Origin of the sequence: Xanthomonas sp. NCPPB 3583 (genome assembly GCF_041475715.2) — a bacterium.
GTDB classification, from domain to species: Bacteria; Pseudomonadota; Gammaproteobacteria; order Xanthomonadales; family Xanthomonadaceae; genus Xanthomonas; species Xanthomonas euvesicatoria.
Genome location: NZ_CM191263.1, coordinates 4,344,893 through 4,366,476 on the forward strand (window position 1 = coordinate 4,344,893; position 21,584 = coordinate 4,366,476).

General features: G+C 66.2%; 17 protein-coding genes. 7 read left to right on the forward strand and 10 right to left on the reverse strand.

The genetic code is table 11. The annotated features are described in order from the left end of the window. Positions 1 to 222 precede the first annotated feature (222 nt). The 3 genes from ACCQ07_RS18675 (at position 223) to ACCQ07_RS18685 (ending at position 8,083) form a co-directional block, all read left to right on the forward strand. Positions 223 to 1,467 carry an efflux RND transporter periplasmic adaptor subunit gene (locus tag ACCQ07_RS18675; RefSeq protein ID WP_008577384.1) on the forward strand — a complete coding sequence of 415 codons (1,245 nt, stop codon included), beginning with the start codon at positions 223 to 225 and terminating at the stop codon, positions 1,465 to 1,467. A 93-nt stretch (positions 1,468 to 1,560) separates the two neighbouring features. After that, the gene (locus ACCQ07_RS18680) at positions 1,561 to 4,809 is read left to right on the forward strand and encodes an efflux RND transporter permease subunit (RefSeq protein ID WP_014091248.1); all 3,249 of its coding nucleotides are present in this window, start codon (positions 1,561 to 1,563) and stop codon (positions 4,807 to 4,809) included. Positions 4,810 to 4,942: 133 nt separating this feature from the next. Further along, positions 4,943 to 8,083, forward strand: a complete 3,141-nt coding sequence (locus ACCQ07_RS18685; protein ID WP_218489849.1) for an efflux RND transporter permease subunit — start codon at positions 4,943 to 4,945, stop codon at positions 8,081 to 8,083. Between the two features lie 191 nt (positions 8,084 to 8,274). Here ACCQ07_RS18685 and hglS read toward each other — a convergent pair whose 3' ends face one another. The 10 genes from hglS to ACCQ07_RS18735 all read right to left on the reverse strand — a co-directional run bounded on the left by hglS (position 8,275) and on the right by ACCQ07_RS18735 (position 16,162). Beyond that, the gene (gene hglS, locus ACCQ07_RS18690; RefSeq protein ID WP_008577389.1) at positions 8,275 to 9,642 is read right to left on the reverse strand and encodes a 2-oxoadipate dioxygenase/decarboxylase HglS; all 1,368 of its coding nucleotides are present in this window, start codon (positions 9,640 to 9,642) and stop codon (positions 8,275 to 8,277) included. A 163-nt stretch (positions 9,643 to 9,805) separates the two neighbouring features. Next, positions 9,806 to 10,423 carry a hypothetical protein gene (locus tag ACCQ07_RS18695; RefSeq protein ID WP_136733303.1) on the reverse strand — a complete coding sequence of 206 codons (618 nt, stop codon included), beginning with the start codon at positions 10,421 to 10,423 and terminating at the stop codon, positions 9,806 to 9,808. A gap of 295 nt (positions 10,424 to 10,718) precedes the next feature. Further along, positions 10,719 to 11,291: a hypothetical protein gene (locus ACCQ07_RS18700; RefSeq protein WP_372363538.1), complete on the reverse strand. Its 573-nt coding sequence runs from the start codon at positions 11,289 to 11,291 to the stop codon at positions 10,719 to 10,721. A 137-nt stretch (positions 11,292 to 11,428) separates the two neighbouring features. Beyond that, on the reverse strand, positions 11,429 to 12,181 hold the full coding sequence (locus tag ACCQ07_RS18705) for an HAD family hydrolase (protein WP_031425129.1): 753 nt from the start codon (positions 12,179 to 12,181) through the stop codon (positions 11,429 to 11,431). A gap of 37 nt (positions 12,182 to 12,218) precedes the next feature. Further along, the gene (locus tag ACCQ07_RS18710) at positions 12,219 to 12,620 is read right to left on the reverse strand and encodes an EF-hand domain-containing protein (RefSeq protein ID WP_029820509.1); all 402 of its coding nucleotides are present in this window, start codon (positions 12,618 to 12,620) and stop codon (positions 12,219 to 12,221) included. A 231-nt stretch (positions 12,621 to 12,851) separates the two neighbouring features. Beyond that, complete coding sequence (locus ACCQ07_RS18715) at positions 12,852 to 13,205, reverse strand: EF-hand domain-containing protein (protein ID WP_005911460.1); 354 nt, start codon at positions 13,203 to 13,205, stop codon at positions 12,852 to 12,854. Positions 13,206 to 13,431: 226 nt separating this feature from the next. Further along, entirely contained in the window at positions 13,432 to 13,809 is a 378-nt protein-coding gene (locus tag ACCQ07_RS18720) for a hypothetical protein (protein ID WP_031425131.1), read from the reverse strand. Positions 13,810 to 14,034: 225 nt separating this feature from the next. Continuing rightward, positions 14,035 to 14,232 carry a CPXCG motif-containing cysteine-rich protein gene (locus tag ACCQ07_RS18725; protein WP_008577403.1) on the reverse strand — a complete coding sequence of 66 codons (198 nt, stop codon included), beginning with the start codon at positions 14,230 to 14,232 and terminating at the stop codon, positions 14,035 to 14,037. Positions 14,233 to 14,517: 285 nt separating this feature from the next. Beyond that, positions 14,518 to 15,264 carry a M15 family metallopeptidase gene (locus ACCQ07_RS18730; RefSeq protein WP_031425132.1) on the reverse strand — a complete coding sequence of 249 codons (747 nt, stop codon included), beginning with the start codon at positions 15,262 to 15,264 and terminating at the stop codon, positions 14,518 to 14,520. Positions 15,265 to 15,355: 91 nt separating this feature from the next. Beyond that, entirely contained in the window at positions 15,356 to 16,162 is an 807-nt protein-coding gene (locus ACCQ07_RS18735) for an N-acetylmuramoyl-L-alanine amidase (protein WP_011348821.1), read from the reverse strand. Positions 16,163 to 16,535: 373 nt separating this feature from the next. Here ACCQ07_RS18735 and ACCQ07_RS18740 point away from each other — a divergent pair, with 373 nt between their 5' ends. From ACCQ07_RS18740 to ACCQ07_RS18755, 4 genes are all read left to right on the forward strand, one after another. Beyond that, entirely contained in the window at positions 16,536 to 17,948 is a 1,413-nt protein-coding gene (locus ACCQ07_RS18740) for a C40 family peptidase (RefSeq protein ID WP_029820516.1), read from the forward strand. Then, positions 17,945 to 19,042, forward strand: a complete 1,098-nt coding sequence (locus ACCQ07_RS18745) for a dipeptide epimerase (RefSeq protein ID WP_372363539.1) — start codon at positions 17,945 to 17,947, stop codon at positions 19,040 to 19,042. Before ACCQ07_RS18740 ends, ACCQ07_RS18745 begins: the two co-directional genes overlap by 4 nt. A 259-nt stretch (positions 19,043 to 19,301) precedes the next feature. Next, entirely contained in the window at positions 19,302 to 20,078 is a 777-nt protein-coding gene (locus ACCQ07_RS18750; protein WP_372363540.1) for a L,D-transpeptidase family protein, read from the forward strand. Next, entirely contained in the window at positions 20,075 to 21,391 is a 1,317-nt protein-coding gene (locus tag ACCQ07_RS18755; protein WP_014091259.1) for an APC family permease, read from the forward strand. Before ACCQ07_RS18750 ends, ACCQ07_RS18755 begins: the two co-directional genes overlap by 4 nt. The last annotated feature ends 193 nt before the right edge of the window (positions 21,392 to 21,584 follow it).

A 21,584-nucleotide genomic window follows, 5' to 3' on the forward strand; every position in this document is an offset into this window, starting at 1 on the left:
GGCGCGCGCCGGATGGGCTGCAGTGGGGCCCGATTCAGCCCGGCGGTCAACCGCGGCAGCCGTGGCGCGTTGCCGCTGCAGTGCACCTGTGACCGTTGCGGTCATTTCGCCAGCCGAGCCGTTACTTCAGTAACGCTCAATTGGCAGAGCGCAACGATATGCTTTGCACCGCCGCCCCCACGGTCGCATCCACGCGCCCGGCCCGCCCTCAGGAGTTGTCGCATGTCGCGTTTTTGGAAGATCACACTGCTGGTTGTCGCGGTGCTTGTCGTGGTGTTCGTCGCAATGCGGATGATGGGTGGGGGCAATCACGGCAAGCGCGCGGGCGCACCGGACGGCAATGACCCGGACAACAGCGGCCCGGTACCGGTGACGGTGGTGGCGGCCACCACGCAGGATGTTCCGGTCTATGCCAGCGCGCTGGGTACGGTCACCGCGCTCAATACGGTCACCGTCAGCCCGCAGGTGGGCGGCCAGCTGATGAGCCTGAACTTCAAGGAAGGCCAGGAAGTGAAGAAGGGCGATCTGCTCGCGCAGATCGATCCGCGCACGCTGCAGGCCAGCTACGACCAGGCGCTGGCGGCCAAACGCCAGAACCAGGCGCTGCTGGCGACCTCGCGGGTGAATTACCAGCGTTCCAACGACCCGGCCTACAAGCAGTACGTCTCGCGCACAGACCTGGACACCCAACGCAACCAGGTTGCCCAATACGAGGCCGCGGTTGCGGCCAACGATGCGCAGATGCGCTCGGCGCAGGTGCAATTGCAGTTCACTCGCGTCACTGCGCCGATCGACGGCATCGCCGGCATCCGTGGCGTGGACGTGGGCAACATCGTCACCAGCAGCTCCACGATCGTCACCCTGACCCAGATCCGCCCGATCTACGTGTCTTTCAACCTGCCCGAGCGTGAGTTGCAGGCAGTGCGTACCGGTCAGACGGCGGCGCCACTGGCCGTGGCGGCATTGGATCGTGGCGATGCGCATGTGATCAGCAGCGACGGCAAGCTGGATGTGATCGACAACCGCATCTCCGCCGACAGCGGCACGTTCGGCGCACGCGCGATCTTCAACAACACCGACAACGCGCTGTGGCCGGGCCAGTTCGTCAATGTGCGCCTGCAGCTGCGCACCATCGCCGGCGGCACCGTGGTGCCGTCCCAGTCGGTGCAGCGCGGCCCCGACGGCGATTACGTGTACGTGGTGGGCAGCGACAACACCGCACAGATGCGCACCGTGGTGCAGGGCGTGGAGGTGGACGACAGCCATGTGCAGATCACCAAGGGCCTCAAGCCCGGCGAGCGCGTGGTGACCGAAGGCCAGTTCCGCCTGAAACCGGGCAGCAAGGTCAGCGCGCTCAAGCCGGGCGAGACGCCGCCGGAACCGACCGAGGCCGAACTCAAGGCCGCGAAGGACAAACAGAGCCGTGGCGGTGGCCCAGGCGGCCGTCGTGGCGGCGGTCCGCGCTAATCCTCGACCACCGGCGACGGAACCTCCGTCGCCGATGTGCGCCGGCGCTGCATGCGCCGGCTTCGCTTGACGTCTTCAGCAAGGACACCCCCCGTGGGCTTTTCGACCATCTTCATCCGCCGCCCGATCGCCACTTCGTTGTTGATGGCCGGCGTCCTGCTGCTGGGCATCCTGGGCTACCGTCAATTGCCGGTCTCGGCGTTGCCGGAAATCGACGCGCCCAGCCTGGTCGTCACCACCCAGTACCCCGGCGCCAATGCGACCACCATGGCCTCGCTGGTGACCACGCCGCTGGAGCGCCAGTTCGGGCAGATTTCCGGCCTGCAGATGATGACCTCCGATTCGTCGGCGGGCCTGTCCACGATCATTCTGCAGTTCTCGATGGAGCGCGATATCGATATCGCCTCGCAGGACGTACAGGCGGCGATCCGTCAGGCCACCCTGCCCTCCTCGCTGCCGTACCAGCCGGTCTATAACCGGGTCAATCCGGCCGATGCGGCCATTCTCACGCTCAAGCTCACCTCCGATTCGCTGCCGCTGCGCGAGGTCAACCGCTACGCGGATGCGATCCTGGCCCAGCGCCTGTCGCAGGTGCCCGGCGTGGGCCTGGTGTCGATCGCCGGCAACGTGCGCCCTGCCGTGCGCATCCAGGTCAACCCGGCGCAGCTGTCGAACATGGGCCTGACCATGGAGTCGCTGCGCAGCGCGCTGACCCAGACCAACGTCAGTGCGCCCAAGGGCTCGCTCAACGGCAAGACCCAGTCCTACAGCATCGGCACCAACGACCAGCTCACCGACGCGGCGCAGTACCGCGAGACCATCATCAGCTACAAGGACGGCCGCCCGGTGCGGCTTGCCGACGTGGCCAACGTGGTCGATGGGGTGGAGAACGATCAGCTGGCCGCCTGGGCCGACGGCAAACAGGCGGTGCTGCTGGAGATCCGCCGCCAGCCCGGCGCCAACATCGTGCAGACGGTGGAGCAGATCCGCAACATCCTGCCGCAACTGCGGTCGGTGTTGCCGGCCGATGTGCATCTGGAGGTGTTCTCCGACCGCACCGAAACCATCCGCGCCTCGGTGCATGAGGTGAAGTTCACCCTGGTGCTGACCATCGCCCTGGTGGTGGCGGTGATCTTCGTGTTCCTGCGCCGGTTGTGGGCCACCATCATTCCCTCGGTGGCGGTGCCGTTGTCGCTGGCCGGCACCTTCGGGGTGATGGCCTTCGCCGGCATGTCGCTGGACAACCTCTCGTTGATGGCGCTGGTGGTGGCCACCGGGTTCGTGGTCGACGATGCGATCGTGATGATCGAGAACATCGTGCGCTACATCGAACAGGGCAAGAGCGGGCCGGAAGCGGCCGAAATCGGCGCCAAACAGATCGGCTTCACCGTGTTGTCGCTGACCGTGTCGCTGGTGGCGGTGTTCCTGCCGCTGCTGCTGATGCCGGGCGTCACCGGGCGGTTATTCCACGAGTTTGCCTGGGTGCTGTCGATCGCGGTGGTCATCTCGATGCTGGTGTCGCTGACGCTGACGCCGATGATGTGCGCCTACCTGCTCAAGCCCGATGCCTTGCCCGAAGGCGAAGACGCGCACGAGCGCGCAACCGCCGCCGGCAAGACCAACCTGTGGACGCGCACCGTGGGCGCCTATGAGCGCAGCCTGGACTGGGTGCTTGCCCATCAACCGCTGACCCTGGGCGTGGCGATCGCTGCGGTGGCGTTGACGGTGGTGCTGTATGTGGCCATTCCCAAGGGCTTGCTGCCCGAGCAGGACACTGGCCTGATCACCGGGGTGGTGCAGGCCGACCAGAACGTGGCGTTCCCGCAGATGGAGCAACGCACCCAGGCGGTGGCCGCCGCGTTGCGCAAGGACCCGGCGGTGACCGGCGTGGCAGCCTTCATCGGCGCCGGCACCATGAACCCCACGCTCAACCAGGGCCAGCTGTCGATCGTGCTGAAGACGCGCGGCGACCGCGAAGGCCTGGACGAGGTACTGCCGCGGCTGCAGAACGCCGTGGCCGGCATTCCGGGCGTGGCCTTGTTCCTCAAGCCGGTGCAGGACGTCACCCTGGACACGCGCGTAGCCGCCACCGAATACCAGTATTCGATCTCGGACGTGGACAGCAGCGAGCTGGCCACCTGGGCCGGGCGCATGACCGAGGCAATGCGCAAGCTGCCCGAGCTGGCGGATGTGGACAACAACCTGGCCAACCAGGGACGTGCGCTGGAACTGAGCATCGACCGCGACAAGGCCAGCATGCTCGGCGTGCCGATGCAGACCATCGACGACACGCTGTACGACTCCTTCGGCCAGCGCCAGATCTCCACCATCTTCACCGAGCTCAACCAGTACCGCGTCGTGCTGGAAGTGGCGCCGGAATTCCGCACCAGCACGGCCCTGATGAACCAGCTGGCCGTGGCCAGCAACGGCAGCGGCGCGCTCACCGGCACCAACGCCACCAGCTTCGGCCAGGTCACCTCGTCCAACTCGTCCACCGCCACCGGCGTGGGCGCGCAGAACACCGGCATCGTGGTCGGTGCCGGCAGCATCATTCCGCTGGCCGCGCTGGCCGAAGCCAAGGTCACCAATACACCGTTGGTGGTGAGCCACCAGCAGCAGCTGCCGGCCGTCACCATCTCGTTCAACCTGGCGCCGGGGCATTCGTTGTCGCAGGCGGTGGCGGCAATCGAGAAGGCGCGCGAAGAACTCAAGATTCCGACCCAGGTGCATGCGCAGTTCGTCGGCAAGGCCGCCGAATTCACCGGCAGCCAGACCGATATCGTGTGGCTGCTGCTGGCCTCGATCGTGGTGATCTACATCGTGCTGGGCGTGTTGTACGAAAGCTACATCCACCCGTTGACCATCATCTCCACGCTGCCGCCGGCCGGTGTCGGTGCGTTGCTGGCGCTGATGCTGTGCGGGCTGAGCCTGTCGGTGGACGGTATCGTCGGCATCGTGCTGCTGATCGGCATCGTCAAGAAGAACGCCATCATGATGATCGACTTCGCCATCGATGCACGCCGCGAAGGGGCGAGCGCGCACGATGCGATCCGGCGCGCCTGCCTGCTGCGCTTCCGCCCGATCATGATGACCACCGCTGCCGCCATGCTGGGCGCGTTGCCGCTGGCGCTGGGCACCGGCATCGGCTCGGAACTGCGCCGCCCGCTGGGCATCGCGATCGTCGGCGGGCTGCTGCTGTCGCAGCTGGTCACGCTGTACACCACCCCGGTGATCTACCTGTACATGGAACGCGCCGGCGAGCGCCTGCGCGCCTGGCGTGCGCGCCGCGCAGCGCGCCATGACGGCGCAACCCCGGCATCTACCTCGGAGCGATCGGCATGACGACTGCTGACGTCTCCGCTGATCGCTCTGCCTGCCCACCGCATCGCCTGCGCACACGCACGCGTGGAGGCCGCGCTGGCTGTTGCCTTTACCGATTCCCGAATCCCGATTCCCGATTCCCGGCAGTCACCCGATGAACATCTCCGCGCCCTTCATCAAGCGCCCGATCGGCACCTCGCTGCTGGCGATCGGTTTGTTCGTGATCGGATTGATGTGCTACCTGCGGCTGGGCGTGGCGGCGCTGCCGAACATCCAGATTCCGATCATCTTCGTGCACGCCACCCAATCCGGTGCCGACGCCAGCACCATGGCCTCCACCGTCACCGCGCCGCTGGAACGTCACCTGGGCCAATTGCCCGGGATCGACCGCATGCGCTCGTCCAGTTCGGAGAGCAGTAGCCTGGTCGTGCTGGTGTTCCAGAGCAGCCGCAACATCGATTCGGCCGCGCAGGACATCCAGACCGCCATCAACGCATCGCAATCGGACCTGCCTTCCGGGCTCGGGACGCCGATGTACTCCAAGGCCAACCCGAACGACGACCCGGTGATCGCCATCGCGTTGACCTCGGAGACGCAATCGGCCGACGAGCTCTACAACGTGGCCGATTCGCTGCTGGCGCAGCGGCTGCGCCAGATCACCGGCATCAGCTCGGTGGACATCGCCGGTGCGTCCACCCCGGCAGTCCGCGTGGACGTGGACCTGCGCGCACTCAATGCGCTGGGCCTGACCCCGGACGATCTGCGCAATGCGGTGCGCGCGGCCAATGTGACCTCGCCGACCGGATTCCTGTCCGACGGCAACACCACCATGGCCATCATCTCCAACGATTCGGTGTCCAAGGCCGCCGATTTTGCGCAGCTGGCCATCTCCACCCAGTCCAACGGACGCATCGTGCGGCTGGGCGATGTGGCCACCGTTTACGACGGCCAGCAGGATGCCTATCAAGCCGCCTGGTTCGACGGCAAACCGGCGGTGGTGATGTACGCCTTCACCCGCGCCGGCGCCAACATCGTCGAAACCGTCGACCAGGTGAAGGCGCAGATTCCCGAACTGCGCAGCTATCTGCAGCCCGGCACCACGCTCACGCCCTATTTCGACCGCACGCCCACCATTCGCGCCTCGCTGCACGAGGTGCAGGCCACGCTGATGATCAGCCTGGCGATGGTGATCCTGACCATGGCGCTGTTCCTGCGCCGGCTGGCGCCCACCCTGATCGCCGCAGTCACCGTGCCGCTGTCGCTGGCCGGCTCGGCGCTGGTGATGTACGTGCTCGGCTTCACCTTGAATAACCTCAGCCTGCTGGCGTTGGTCATTGCGATTGGCTTTGTCGTCGACGATGCGATCGTGGTGATCGAAAACGTCATGCGGCATCTGGACGAAGGCATGTCGCGCCTGGACGCGGCGTTGGCCGGTGCGCGCGAGATCGGGTTCACCATCGTGTCGATCACTGCCTCGCTGGTGGCGGTGTTCATCCCGATGCTGTTCGCCAGCGGCATGATCGGTGCGTTCTTCCGCGAGTTCACCGTGACGTTGGTGGCGGCGATCGTGGTGTCGATGCTGGTGTCGCTGACCTTGACGCCGGCGCTGTGCAGCCGTTTCCTGTCGCCGCACGCCGAGCCTGAAAAACCCGGCCGTTTCGGCGCCTGGCTGGACCGCATGCACGAACGCATGCTGCGCGTGTACACGGTGGCGCTGGATTTCTCGCTGCGCCATGCACTCCTGCTGTCGTTGACGCCGTTGTTGCTGATTGCCGCCACCCTCTTCCTGGGCAGTGCGGTCAAGAAGGGCTCGTTTCCCGCGCAGGACACCGGCCTGATCTGGGGCCGCGCCAATTCCAGCGCCACGGTGTCCTTCGCCGATATGGTCAGCCGCCAGCGCCGCATCACCGACATGCTGATGGCAGACCCGGCGGTGAAAACCGTCGGCGCACGCCTGGGCTCCGGCCGTCAGGGCTCCAGCGCATCGTTCAATATCGAGCTCAAAAAGCGCGATGAGGGCCGTCGCGACACCACCGCCGAAGTGGTCGCGCGCCTGAGCGCCAAGGCCGACCGTTACCCGGACCTGGACCTGCGCCTGCGTGCGATCCAGGACCTGCCCAGCGACGGCGGCGGCGGCACCAGCCAGGGCGCGCAATACCGCGTGTCGCTGCAGGGCAACGACCTGGCGCAGCTGCAGGAATGGCTTCCCAAACTGCAGGCGGCGCTGAAAAAGAACCCGCACCTGCGCGATGTCGGCACCGACGTGGATACCGCCGGCCTGCGCCAGAACATCGTGATCGACCGTGCCAAGGCGGCGCGCCTGGGCATCTCGGTGGGCGCCATCGATGGTGCGCTGTATGGCGCGTTCGGCCAGCGCTCCATTTCCACCATCTATTCCGACCTCAATCAGTACAGCGTGGTGGTCAATGCATTGCCGTCGCAGACGGCCACCCCCAAGGCGCTGGATCAGATCTTCGTGCCCAACCGTGCCGGCCAGATGGTGCCGATCACCGCGGTCGCCACCCAGGTACCGGGCCTGGCGCCGCCGCAGATCATCCACGAAAACCAGTACACCACGATGGATCTGAGCTACAACCTGGCGCCGGGCGTCAGCACGGGCGAGGCGGATCTGATCATCAAATCCACCGTGGAGGGCCTGCGCATGCCCGACGGCATCCGCCTCAGTGGCGATGACAGCTTCAACGTGCAGCTCAGTCCCAATTCGATGGGCATCCTGCTGCTGGCCGCGGTCCTCACGGTCTACATCGTGCTGGGCATGCTCTACGAGAGCCTGATCCATCCGGTGACCATCCTGTCCACCTTGCCGGCCGCCGGCGTGGGCGCGCTGCTGGCGTTGTTCATCACCAACACCGAATTGTCGGTCATCTCGATGATTGCGCTGGTGCTGCTGATCGGCATCGTCAAGAAGAACGCCATCATGATGATCGACTTCGCGCTGGTGGCGCAGCGCGTGCACGGCATGGATGCGCGCGCAGCCGCACGCGAGGCCTCGATCGTGCGCTTCCGCCCGATCATGATGACCACGATGGTGGCGATCCTGGCCGCCGTGCCGCTGGCGGTGGGCCTGGGTGAAGGCTCGGAGCTGCGTCGTCCGCTGGGCATCGCGATGATCGGCGGGCTGGTGTTCTCACAGAGCCTGACCCTGCTCAGCACCCCGGCGCTGTACGTGATCTTCTCGTGCCTGAGCGAGCGCTGGAAGGCGCGTCGCGCCCGTGCGCGCGCACGCCGTGCAGAACGCGCGGCAGCGCGTCGCCCGGCCACCCCGGCGCATTGAGGTTTCGCCTCGACTGACCCACCCGGCCCGGCAGCGAAGCCTCGGTGCGAAGCAACCGGAAACACGCAGGCGCTCGTCTGCGTGTGGACCCATGCCGTGGGGCGAGGACACCTGCGCAAAGCAAGCACAGACGCATGCGCTGAGCCCGGCTTGATACCGCCGACGCATGCGGCATGCGGCATGCCGCGATGCTACGCAAGCAACCCCTGCAAGGACTCCCGCTCCAGCTGCGCATACAGCGCGAATTCGTCGTGCACCTGCGCACCGAGCGCCTGCTCGAAACTGCGCTTGCTCGAATGGGCGGCATAGGCGCGTTGCTCGGCACCACCGAGGTTGGATTGGAAGATGCCGGCCGCGCTGACCGGCAAAAAATCTTCGTAAATGATCGGGTCGGCACTGACCAGGCCGAGCGCGATCGCGGTTTCTGCCGGCATGGCGGCCACCTGCGCTGGGTCGGCGCGGCCGGCATCGGTGAGCGCATAGCGGAAATAGCCCAGCCCTTCCTGCCGCAGCAACGCCTCGTCGTCGGGGAAGGCCACGAAGGCAGTCTGCAGCCGGGTGGCGTAATCGGTGCCGGTGCTGCCGGCGCCATCGGCATCGCGCGCCTGCGCCAGCAGCGCGTCGTACAGCGCGCGACCCTTTGGCGTAAGGGCAAGGCCGCGCTGCTCGATCTCGCCGAAGCGTGCGGTATGCGTGCCGTGTTCCGCTTGCCCGCCATCGCCGACAAAACGCACCGGCTCTTCCAGCGCCTTGAAACTGGTCTGCCGCAACAGGATCGGTACGCGCCGACGCGGCGGCCCCTCGATCACCGCCTTGGCATCGATACCGGCGCGCTGCATCTGTTCCTGCGCGGCATCGATGTCCAGCGTGCGTGGCGTGAGGTGATTGATGTGCGGGCCGTGGAAGCTCACCACATCGGCAATCAACTTATGCGCCTGGCTCAGCGCGCGATAGGTCGGCAACGACACCGTGGCATCGCCATGCCAGCGGAAGGTTTCCAGCGCTTCGGCCACGAACTGCCGTGCCTGATCGGCATCCAGCCCGCCCTGCTGTTCGTAGCGCTCGATCAACTGCAAGGCGCCGGCGGTAAAGATCTGGCGCTGCTGCAGGATCTGCTCGGCCTGTGCGCGCAGGGCGGCGTCTTCGATCAGTTCCAGCCGCAGCAGCGAGGTGAACACGCGAAACGGATTTGCCGACAGCGCCGCCTCGTCGATCGGGCGGAATGCGGTGGAATGCACCGGCACGCCGGCCACCGACAGGTCGTAATAGCCCACTGGCTGCATGCCCATCACTGCGAACAACCGACGCAAGGTCGCCAGTTCGGCCGCCGTGCCGACGCGGATGGCGCCGTGCCGTTCCAGATCCAGCCGCGCGCGCTCGTCGTTGCGCTGCAGCCGCTGCGCCAGCGCCGGATTGGCTTGCAGCGTCTGCGCGTTGACCTGCGCCACCAGCGACATCAGGTCGCCATACAACGGCACCTCGGTGCGATACATGTCCGACATCGCCTGGGCGAACCAGCTGCGGATCTGATCGGGAGAGACAAAGGCGGTATCGCGCATGGGCTGGTCTTGGGCAGGTGCCGGCCGAACGCCAGCGGTAGCGCATTCTCGCCGACCGCGGCCTGGGTCGACCAGCGGCACGGCAGCATCGCAGGCGACGTGTTGTTGCGCAGACAGCCGCGCCATGCCGGCAAGTGCATGGCGCGACGACGCAGCGACCGCGTCAGAGCCCGGCCTGCACCGCCGCTTCGGCCGCTTCGCTCGCCTGGCGCGCCGCTTCCAGGCGCTGCGCATGATCGCCGAGCTGGCGCCGCAGCAATGCGTCCAGGGTGATCGGACGTTCCCAGCGGTCGTAGCTGGCCACGATGGCATGCCGCAGTGCGCGCATGTGCAGGTTGTCCGGTGCCACCGACAGCCGCGTGACCACACCCTCCCAGCCATCGCGATGGTCGCGGCTGTAAGCGCGTACCGTGTCCCGGCACGACAGCTGCACGGTCTGCGCCCAGAAGCACGCGAAATAGATGTCGCCGGCATGCCAGCCGTGCACTTGCAGCAGCGCCTGCACATACGCGCGCGGCGTGCCGGTATAGCGCGCCACCTCGTCGATGAAGCTGGCCGGATAGCGCTGCGCATAACTGCCCATATCGGCCAGGTGCTGATCCACCCAGACGTCGCCGGTGCCTGGCGTCACCGCTGGCGCCGCTTCTTCCGTTGCAGCTGCGGTCGCCGATGCCGGCGATGCCTGCGCTGCGCCCAGCGCCGGCCACAGCGAGGCCACCAGCAATGGCACGGAGCGCAACACGGATGAGCAAGAGACAGGCATGCAGCGATGATGCCGCATGCGTGCGGTGCTGTCAGGCGGGCGCCGGGTCAAGCGCCGCTGCTGGGCGCCAGGCACACCCGCGTATCAACAGACCACGCCTGGCGAGAAAGCGCAGCGCAGTGCCCCAGGTGCGCTATCGGCCATAGATCAGCGCGTAGGCCGCAGCGGCCCCGTGCGCACTGATTTCAACCAGCCATTGCAGTGGTCGTCAGCCGCGGCGCGCAGTCCAAGGTCCGGCGAAAGATCGGCCACGGCGATCTGCGCGGCAATGACACGGTACGTCCAATGGATGGCGTTGGCCGCGCCCTGACTCCTAGCGCAGCTCGTAAAACCCGAACTGGTGAACCTCGCGGCAACCGCTCAGATCGCAGGAGCCGATGTAGCCGGGGCCGATGTAACGCTGGCGTGCGTCGCGATTGTGCGGACTGCTGTACGGATCCGGACCATACAGACCATTGCCATAATACATCTGGCCGTAGGGGCGGTTGCGCGAGGCACCAAGGCGAAGTGGGCCACCAACGGCCCGATATCCGCCATCGCCCACATCCCGGTCGTCGTACCCGGCGCCGACAAACCCGTCGCTGCGATCGCGCTCGCTCGGTCGAGCCTGCAACCTGGCGACACTCTCGCCGTGCGCATCCACATAGCCCTGCTCGCGATCGAAGCGCACCTTACGGAAATACACCAGCTCACCGCCCACACGGCGCGTTTGCAGGCGTACGTAATCGCCGCCGTCGTCGTAGTAAGGCTGCCCGTCGCGAAAGGTGACTTCGCTCGGGTTGATGATTTCCTCTTCCAGCTCAGCGGCAGCCAGCGGTGCGGCGCTCGCTAGCAGCCCGAGCAACAAGGCCAAACCGGCGCGCTGGGCAACGGACACCATGGTCATCGGCACTCCCTCCAAGCTCCGGCCGCGCACGCATGCACAGCCGTAAACATCCTGTCGTTGGGCGCGTGAGGCGCCCGCGCGTTGACGCATCAACTTACCAAACCAGCATAGCCGCAACAACGGCGCCCCACCCCAGCTTAGCCCTGCCGCCGCGCCAACGCATCCAGCGCCTGCACCGCTGCCGGCCAGCCGGCGGCGTCGGGCACTTCGCGCATGCGCGGTTCGTCGGCCGCGACCCCGTGCTCTTGTTCGTGCGCCCAGGTCACCGCGTACGGGGTGTAGATGCCCCAACCACCGATGGCCAGTACCGGTTCCACATCCGAACGCAGCGAATTGCCGATCATTGCAAACTGCTGCGCCGGCAAACCGAATTCGCCGAGCACGCGCGCATAAGTCCGGGGATCCTTTTCGGACACCACTTCCACCCGCGGGAACAGATCGGCCAGGCCAGATTGCTCGATCTTCTGCTCCTGGTGAAACAGGTCGCCCTTGGTGATCAGCACCACTTGGTACTCGGCTGCAATCGCACTGACTGCCTCGCGCACCCCGGCAATCACTTCCACCGGATGCTGCAGCGTGGCGCGGCCGATCTCGACGATGCGCTGGATATCGTGCGCGGCGATGCGCGCCTGGGTCAGTTCGATCGCGGTTTCGATCATCGACAGCGTCATGCCCTTGGCGCCATACCCGAAGACCTTGAGGTTGCGCCGCTCCACCGCCAGCAAATGCTGCTGCATGCGGCTGTCACCCAGATCCAGGTACCCGGCCAGGATCGCTTCGAAATCCGCTTCGGCAGTGCGGTAATAGTCCTCGCTTTTCCAGAGGGTATCGTCGCCATCGAAGCCGACCAGTTGGATCGCCTGGCCGTCGCGCTGTGCAAGTGAGCTCATCGGGCAAGTTTAGCAGCGCACGGGTATGGCACCGTGCTCAATCGCCTGCAGCATCGCCCGGGCCAGGCTGATAGCTGGCGAATTCCTCGCGCGACAGACGCCCGTCGCCATTGCTGTCGAAGCTGGCGAAGTTTTCGCGCAACACCGGGTCGGCGCTTGCTTCGGCCAGCGTCAGCGATCCGTCGGCGTCTGTATCCAGGCTACGGAAACTGCGCGGTGCCAGGCTGCCGGCGGCGGCAGCGGACGCCTCGGCACCGCTCGTGGACTTGGCGGGCCCGGGTGCCGTCGGCAGCAGGGGCGTGGTGGCCGGAGCCGGCGGATCGATCGGCAACGGCGACATCGCCGGTGTGGTGCTGCCAGCGGTTGCCGGCACCGACGTCGTCGGGGTGGCGGGCGGCAACACCGGCGGTGCGGCGAGCGCAAGCACGGGGTTCGCCAACCCGAGCAGAAGGGCAAGACGTAAGTGCGACATGATCGATGAGCGCTCGACACGGAACGGCTCACCCTAACGCGGCAGACGTCAACAAAACGGGAGCGACCCTGGCAGATCGCTCCCGCGTGTCCATCCTGTTGCTGGTGCAGGTCAAGCTGGTCGCTGAGCGCCGACGGGACTCTGTGCCGGCGCATTGCTTGCCTTACTTCCTCAAACCAGCGCTATGTTGAACGTGGCTTAGTTGCCCTGCGAACCGGTGGCACCGCCACCCTGCTGCTTGGCGACGAAGGCCTTGTACTCATCCGGGGTCAGCTTGCCATCGGTGTTGCCGTCGGCCTGATCGAAGATCTGCGCGAGGCCGGCGTTGACCTGCGCTTCCTGCTTGCTGATGGCGCCATCGCTGTCGGTGTCCACGCTGGCCCACGTCTGGCCGCCACCGGAGCTTGCACCGCTCGATTGTGCGGAGGTGGCCGAACTGCCGGACTGCGCCGCTGCGTCCTGAGAAGTGCTTTGCGCCATCGCCGGCAGCGCCAGGGCGGCAGCAAGAGCGGCGGTAGCGGCGAGCAGCGAGGTGCGGTTGCGATTCTTCATTGGGGTGGTCTCCTTATGCTTGGGAATGCGCGGTGTCGCCGCACATGGCACCACCCTACCCATCGCAAATGAACGCCCAACCCGGCGCAATTTCGCGCGAAACAGGCTTTTAACCACCGCCTGAATATTTGCGGCTAAGCGCCTGTTAGGCGTAAGTGAGTCAAACCGAAGCGCCTCATTCAATGCATGGAATTTTGCGACCTGCCCCGCACTTTATGCCGCATGCTCAGGCACTTGGCGGGTCGTTTTCCCAGCTCCCGGAACTGAACAGTTTCCAACCCAGCACCACGCCAGCGAGCGCGCCGGCCACTTCCAGCACCACGCGCGAGCCCAATTCGTTGGGGTCGTGGATCTTGGCCAGCGCCAGGCGCGCATACAACGGCGATTCCAGCCGCACGATGCTGGTGTAGACGAGATGCCAGATGTCGTATCCGGCACCGATGGCCACGGCCAGCAGGCACGCAATGCCCAGCGTGTGGCCATGGTTGAACTGCAACCGTCGCCCGCCCCGCTCCACTGCCGCAAAGACCACCACGCCCAGGACGAGCGCAATCAGCCCGGCCTCCAGTGAACCGAGCAGGCCGAAATGCAGGGGCAGATTCATTGTGACGATCCAGGCAGCAGGCGCACCAGTCTAGCGGCTGCAGCGCCTGGATCCGCGCGCCTTGCAACGCGGGTGCCCTGAACGAACCGGAGGCTGCCAGGCCCATGGCGCGGCCGTGACGACCTGCAGATGACAGGCGATTGCCGGCATCCGGACGCCGCCGGGCGCGCTACTGTCGCGCATCGCAACCACAGGCGGGCCAGATGCGGCCGCCCGCACAATGGCTCAGGCGTCGTCCTGACCACGCGCAGTCACCTGCGCTTCGCCTTCTTCGTCCCAGCGCACGCTTACCGCAATCGGCTTGCAGCAGACCTGGCAATCTTCGATGTAATGCTGATCGCCGCCCGTCAGGTCCAGCGCCAGCGTGATCCACTCCCCGCAGTACGGGCAGGCGATATCGACAAAGCGTTCCGGGTCGGACATGACGGTTCCTTGGATCTATCGAAGCCAGTGACCGGACGTGGCGGGCGACCCCGGCCGATGCTGCTGGCGGACATCGGAGTGTACGACCGGCGCTGCGCTGGTGCTTGCGCCGTGCCGGTGAGGTGACCGATGCCAGCACGATCTGCATGAGGCGAGCGCGCGCCCGACCATGTAAGTGCGGCCGACGTCGACACGATGCCTGCCTCCACGGCTCTCGCGAGCGGCCAACCGATCGCGAGCACGACCAGATCGATCAGCGACCAAGAGCGTGTTGCCTGGTCGCTGTCAGTCCACCGGAACATCGTAGGCCGTCTCGGGCGTGGGTTCGGGACGCAACGTGAAATGCCACCATTCCATCGGATAGTTGGAAAATCCTTCGGCCGCCATCGCCTGCAACAGGCGCTGGCGGTGCGCGCGTTGCGCTGCGCTGATGTCGGGCGCGTGGGTGTGCGCCCGCGCATCGAAGAAGTCGAATCCTGTGCCCATGTCCACTGCACGGCACCCGCCCGGCCGGCACTCCAGCAAGCCCAGGTCCAGCGTCGCGCCACGGCTGTGCCCGGAGGTGGGCGCAATGTAATCGCCCAGCAGTGCGCGCTTGTCCACCCGCGGGTAGTACTGCGCCTTGGTCGATTGATCCTGCAGATCCGCAGCCCAGGTGACGAATGCCTTCACCGACCGCACCGGCCGATAGCAATCGAACACCTGTAGCCGATAGCCCTCGGCCTTGAGCGTCTGCGCTACTCGCGCCAATGCGTCGGCAGCCGGCCGCAACAGGTAACACCGCGGCGCGTCATAGCCCGGTACCATCCGCCCAGTGAAGTTGTTGCTGCTCGCATACCGCATGTCCAATGCGATATCCGGCGCGAGGGCGTGCACGTCCACAAGGCCGGCCTCTGCCGCGGTCCTTGCCGAGGACATATGCACCTGGCCGGCGACCAGCGCAAATGGCGCCACGGCGCTCATCAGCAAAGCGCCTTGAACAAAGCACTGCCGCCAGCAGCGCCCATTCCGGAACAGCAGGTTGTCGGTCATTTCGGTTCCCTTGCAAGATGCCGCATTTGCGCGGCAGATCAAGCCGCGCGTCTTTCGCCCCCTGCTACAGCATGGCGCGATCCCTGTGAGCCTAGTGGTCGTCGCCTTCAGTTGGCTCAAGCGCCGGTCGCGGGCTGGAAGGTCTCGCGTGGTGGGTCAACGCAGACAAGATGCGCAGGTCTTCGGCATCCAGGGTGGTGGCGCTGTTGCCGCGATAGTGGTGGTGAAACGCCTGCAGGGTGGCGGCCGGATCGTCGATGCTGTAGCCGATCAGGGCAAGCGCCTGCCACGGGTCGAAACCTTCCGGGGCTGCGGGCGCGTCGGCAGCGGGCCAGCGGCCGAAACCGGCGTCGGCCAGGCGCTTCCAGGGGAACAACGGTCCGGGGTCGTTCTTGCGCGTCGGGGCCACGTCTTCATGGCCGACGATCTGCGTACGCGGGATACGCAGGCGCTGACACAGATCGTCCAGCAACACCAGCAGGCTGTCGATCTGCGCCGGCGCGAATGGCTCGCTACCGTCGTTGTCCAGTTCGATGCCGATCGAGGCCGAATTGATGTCGGTGATGGTGCCCCAGCGCCCGGCCCCGCCGTGCCAGGCGCGCTGCCCATCGCTGACCAATTGGTAGCGCTGGCCGTCTTCGCCGATCAGGTAGTGCGCACTGACGCGCCCGCCACTGTTGCGGCCGCGCAGGGTACTCAGGCTTTGCCGGACTGACTGCTGGTCGGTGAAATGCAACACGATCAGGATCGGTCGCCGCGTGTCGTAGTTAGGCGATGGCACCCACTGCGCCAGCGGATTGCGCTGCGGTGCGTGGGCACAGGCGCCCAGCGACAGAGCGGCCAGGCAAACGGCTGCACGCAGCCAGGCCGATGACGAGAGGGAAAAGCTGGGCAGCACGGATTGCTCCTGGGAAGGCCGGACGACCTGCGCAGCACCATTATCGGCCGAGTCGTGCTTGCGCGGCCGTCTGCCGATGGGACCGTCGGCAGCGCGGTGGCCTTGCGCGCTGCCATCGGTGAGTCGCAGGTGGTGTCTCCCAGCTTGGCAAGCATCGCCGTTGCGGAGACGGCAGTAGCGGCCACTCGCGTATCTACGGCTGCGGCAAGGAGGGTCACGGGCTTCCTGCACGCTCTGCACCGACGCGCCCCCACACGTCCCCTGCCGGCAAGAGTCGCCACGCAGTTAGGACATGTGGATACGCTCTGCGCCGCATGCCACTATCGGCCTTGCCTCGCAGCGCGCCAGCGGCTGCCTTCCTCCCGAGCCCTGCATGCCATTGTCGCGCCACCTGCTGATGTTGCTGCTGATCGCGCTTGCCCTTCCCAGCGGCGCCGCACCAGCGCCTGCTGCCACGCCGGCCGCGCAAGCACCGCCCTTTGTCGTCAGCGATGTACAGTTCACCGCAGAGTACTGGATCCGGCGCAGCCGCAACGCACAGCTGCCGCGGATCGACCCCGCGCAGATCGCCGACGTCAATACACGCCTGCTGCGCGACGATGCATCGATGCATGACATCGCGCAACTTCCCCAGACGCTGCCCGCAGCCGATGTGAGAGCGCGTATCGACGCGTTATCGGCAATACCGACGCGTCCGCTCTACGACGCAGACGGGCGGCGTCTGGATACCGCACGCTTGGCGACATTGCGCACGGCCTTGGCATTGGATGCGATACCCGCACAGGTGCCACTGCGCTTTGCGCTGGTCGTCACACGTGGCGCATTGCGCACCTTCCCCACTGCGCAGCGTGTGTTCACCAGTACCGACGACCGCGATATCGACCGCTTCCAGGAATCGGCGCTATACCCCGGCACGCCGGTGGCGGTCCTGCACAGCAGTGCCGATGGCGCGTGGAAGTTCGTGATCGCCGCCAACTACGCTGCCTGGATCGCAAGCACGCAGCTTGCCGAAGGCAGCCGCACCGAGGTGCTGAATTACGCACAGCGCAGCCCGCGCCTGATCGTCACCGCAGCCCGCGCGCAGACCGCCTACACACCCGAACGTCCGGCAATTTCTGCACTGACCCTGGACATGGGCACCAGCCTGCCCTTGATCGGCGACTGGCCGCCGCAGCAGCCAGTCAACGGACAGTTGCCGCTAGCGGCGCACGTGGTGCAATTGCCGGTGCGCAGTGCCGATGGGCGTCTGCAGTTGGTGCCCGCATTGATGCCGCGCGGTGCCGATGTGCGCATCGGCGCGTTGCCCGCCACCGACGCCGCATTGCTCCAGCAGGCCTTCAAATTCCTTGGCGAACGCTATGGCTGGGGCAACGATTACGATGCGCGCGATTGCAGCGGCTTCGTGCTGGATGTCTATCGCAGCCTCGGTCTCGCGCTGCCTCGCAATACCGGCGATCAGGCGCGCAGCGCGGTGTTGCACGGTGTTGCGTTCGACGCTGGCGCGCCGTTGGCGCAACGCCTGCAACGGCTCGCACAGCTGCAGGTTGGCGATCTGATCTACATTCCAGGCCATGTGATGCTGGTCATCGGGCATGCAGATGGCACGCCATGGGTGATCCATGATGTGGCCGGGGCCAGTTACCGCGCCGTCGATGGCAGCGTGCAGCGCGCGCGTTTGAATGGTGTGTCGGTTACCCCGTTGCTGCCGTTGCTAGCCAGCGATGGCACTGCATTCATCGACCACATCACCCGCATTCAACGCGTTTTTCCAACGGCCGCCTCATGAAGATCACCGGCTTGCGGCTTGGCATGCTGCGCGTGCCCTTGAAAACGCCATTCAAGACCGCCGTGCGCACGGTGCAGGCAATCGAGGACGTGGTGGTGCTGTTGCAGACCGACAGCGGCCATATCGGGTACGGCGCCGCGCCCGCCACCGCGCCCATCACCGGCGACACCCATGGCAGCATCATTGCCGCGATCGAACACTGCATCGGCCCCAAGCTGATCGACCAGGACGTGGCCGATCTCAACCGGCTATGCGGGCGCGTCCAACACGCGATCGAACGCAACACCAGCGCCAAGGCCGCCGTGGAAATCGCACTGTACGATCTATGGGCGCAGGCGTTTGGTGCGCCGCTGTACCAGTTGCTCGGTGGCGGCACGCCGCGTATCACCACCGACATCACCATCAGCGCCGATGCGATCGACACCATGGTGGCGCAGGCGCAGGCCGCGCTCGCACGCGGCTATCGCGCACTGAAGATCAAGGTCGGCAAGGACATCGAGTCGGATGTCGAACGCGTCACGGCAATTCATGCGGCAGTGGCCGGGCGCGCATCGCTGCGGCTGGATGCCAATCAAGGTTGGACGCCCAAACAAGCGGTGCGCACCATGCGCACGCTGGAAGATGGCGGCGTCGCGCTGGAGCTGCTGGAGCAGCCGGTCAAGGCCGCCGACCTCGACGGGCTCGCCTTCGTCACCGCACGCATCGACACGCCGGTGATGGCCGACGAGAGCGTCTTCTCGCCCACGCAGGTGATCGAGCTGATTCAGCGTCGCGCCGCCGACATCATCAACATCAAACTGATGAAGACCGGCGGGCTGTCCAATGCCATCCGCATCGCCGACATCGCCGGGGTGTACGGGTTGCCATGCATGATCGGTTGCATGATCGAATCCAGCATCAGTGTGGCCGCCGCGGTGCATCTGGCGGTGGCCAAGGCCGACAGCATCACCCTGGCCGATCTGGATGCACCTGCGCTCGGGCAGTTCGACCCCACCGAGGGCGGCGCGCATTTCGACGAGGCGCAGATCCACATCGACGATTCGCCGGGACTGGGCATTCGCCGCATTCGTGGGCTGGAGCTGTTGCCGGCGTGAAAGCGGCCGACGCGGTGCAGCGCACGGCTCCCAAGTGGAGCAGACCGCGCTGAAACGTTGGTATGACCGGCGTTACTCGCCGATTCCGGGCAACGGACGCGCCTGCCTGCTGCGCGGCACGCATATGCACCACCGGGCGGCATTGCTGAGTACAGTAACGACAAGGCGGCGTCGATCACGCGACACCTGCGTGGCCCCGTCTTCAGCAACGTGTGTCGCCCCTAGATTCATCCCGCTCGACCCAACACCCGGAGCCTGCATGCGCCTTGCCACCGTGTTTCGATCCTTTGTGCTGTTGGCGCTGACAAGCTGTAGCAGTCTCTCCATCGCGGCCAGCCCGGTCGATGCGTTGAATCAGGCACGCACATTGATCGTGGTGACCACCGCGGACTGGAACAGCACCCAGGCGCGTCTGCACACCTTCACCCGTGTGGATGGCAAATGGCAACCGGCTGCCCGGAGCTTTACCGTCGCGCTCGGGCGGCATGGCAGTGCCTGGGGCGAGGGCCTGCATCCGGCGCAGACGCAAGGCCCGCAGAAGCGCGAACGCGATGGCCGCAGCCCTGCCGGCGTCTTCGCCATCGGCCCGGCGTTCGGCTATGCCTCGAAGATCGACACCGCGATGCCGTACCAGGCGATGAGCGCCACCCATTACTGCATGGATGTGCCCAGCTCGCCGCTGTACAACCGCATCGTCGATGCCGCGCAAGTGGGCGAGGCCGCCGTCGCCGGCTCGACCGAGCCGATGCGTCTGGATCTGCGCCACCCAGGCGATGCGCGCTACAGCGAGGGTTTCGTGATCGCGCATAACCCCAAGGCCATTCCCGGGCGCGGCAGCTGCATCTTCGCGCACTTGTGGCGCACGCCGGGCCAGTTCACCGCCGGCTGCACTGCGATGGCGGCGGCCGACATGCAACGCCTGCTCGCCTGGCTGAAGCCGGAAGATCGCCCGTTGTTCGTGCTGCTGCCACGCACCGAATACGCACGCCTGCACACTGCATGGCAATTGCCTGCACTGACCGAGGACGCGCCATGAGCACGCCGCAACCTGCGCCGGACGCGACGGGGTTGGTCCGTGTCGTCAGCCGATGGCAGATCGTCGGCCTGTCGATCAACGATGTCATCGGCAGCGGCATCTACCTGCTGCCTGCCGCAACCGCCGCGCTGCTCGGGCCGATGAGCCTGTGGGCCGTGATGCTGGCCGGCCTCGCGGTCGCCTTGCTGGTGCTGTGCTACGCGCAGGCGGGCAGCTACTTCGATACGCCGGGCGGCAGCTATCTCTATACGCGCGAAGCATTCGGCCCGTTCGTCGGTTTTCAGATTGGCTGGATGATCTGGCTTACCCGCATCAGCTCGGCCGCCGCCTTGAGCAATGGCCTGGCCGACGCAGTGGCGCGGTTCTGGCCCACCGCCTCCACCGATCCCTGGGCGCGCTTGCTGGTGGTCGTCGGCTCGCTGGGACTGCTCACCGCCATCAACGTGATCGGCGTGAAGTCGGCCGCGCGCACCGGCATCGCGCTGGTCATCGGCAAGCTGGTGCCGTTGTTGCTGTTCGTGGCGATCGGCCTGTTCTATGTCGATTGGTCGTGGGCCTTTGCCGGCACCGCTCCCGATCTGCGCGACCTGGGCAATCTCGGTGAAGCGGCCTTGCTGCTGCTGTTCGCCTACGCGGGTTTCGAAAACATTCCGGCGGCCGCTGGCGAATACCGCAACCCGCGGCGCGATGTGCCATTTGCGTTGATCACCATGATCGTCACCGTCACCCTGATCTACGCCGCCGTGCAGGTGGTGGCGCAAGGCACCCTGCCCAACCTTGCGGCCTCGCCGACGCCGCTGGCAGATGCCGCAAGCCGATTCGGTGGCGAAGCGTTGGCACTGATCCTCACCGTGGGTGCCACCATTTCCATCCTCGGCACCACCAGCAACACCGTGATGCTCGGCCCGCGCTTTCTGTTTGCGCTTGCGCGCGATGGCTATGGCCCTGCGTTTCTCGCACGCGTGCATCCGCGCTTCCACACGCCCGCCGCGGCGGTGCTGACGCAGGGTGCGTTGTCGCTTGCATTGGCGTTGTCGGGATCGTTTACGCAGCTGGCATTGCTGTCGATGGTCACCCGCCTGTTCGCCTACATCGGCACCGCCGCAGCAGTGATCGTGCTGGCGCGCAGGTACCGGCAGCGCACCGACACGTTGCGCCTGCCCGGCGGCCCGGCCATCCCCATTGCCGCCTTGGTGCTGTCGCTGGGCCTGCTGGCCAGCGCCAGTTGGCAGAATCTGGCCGCAGCAGGCGTCGCACTTCTGGTCGGCTGGGTGTTTTATCTGTTTCCGCGCAAGCAGGTCGAAAGCGGCTGAGGGCACGACGAACTGCGGTTGAGCAGCCTTCGAGGCGGCATGCGCGCACGAACGCATGTTTGCTGCACGTTCCCGTCCATCGGGCAGTGAGCCGCGCGCCCGGCGATGACCTGCGATTTCGCGGCATGCTCGCGCAGCGCTCACGCACACCTAACCGCGCGCACCCAACGCTGCGCTTCTACCTGCATGGGAG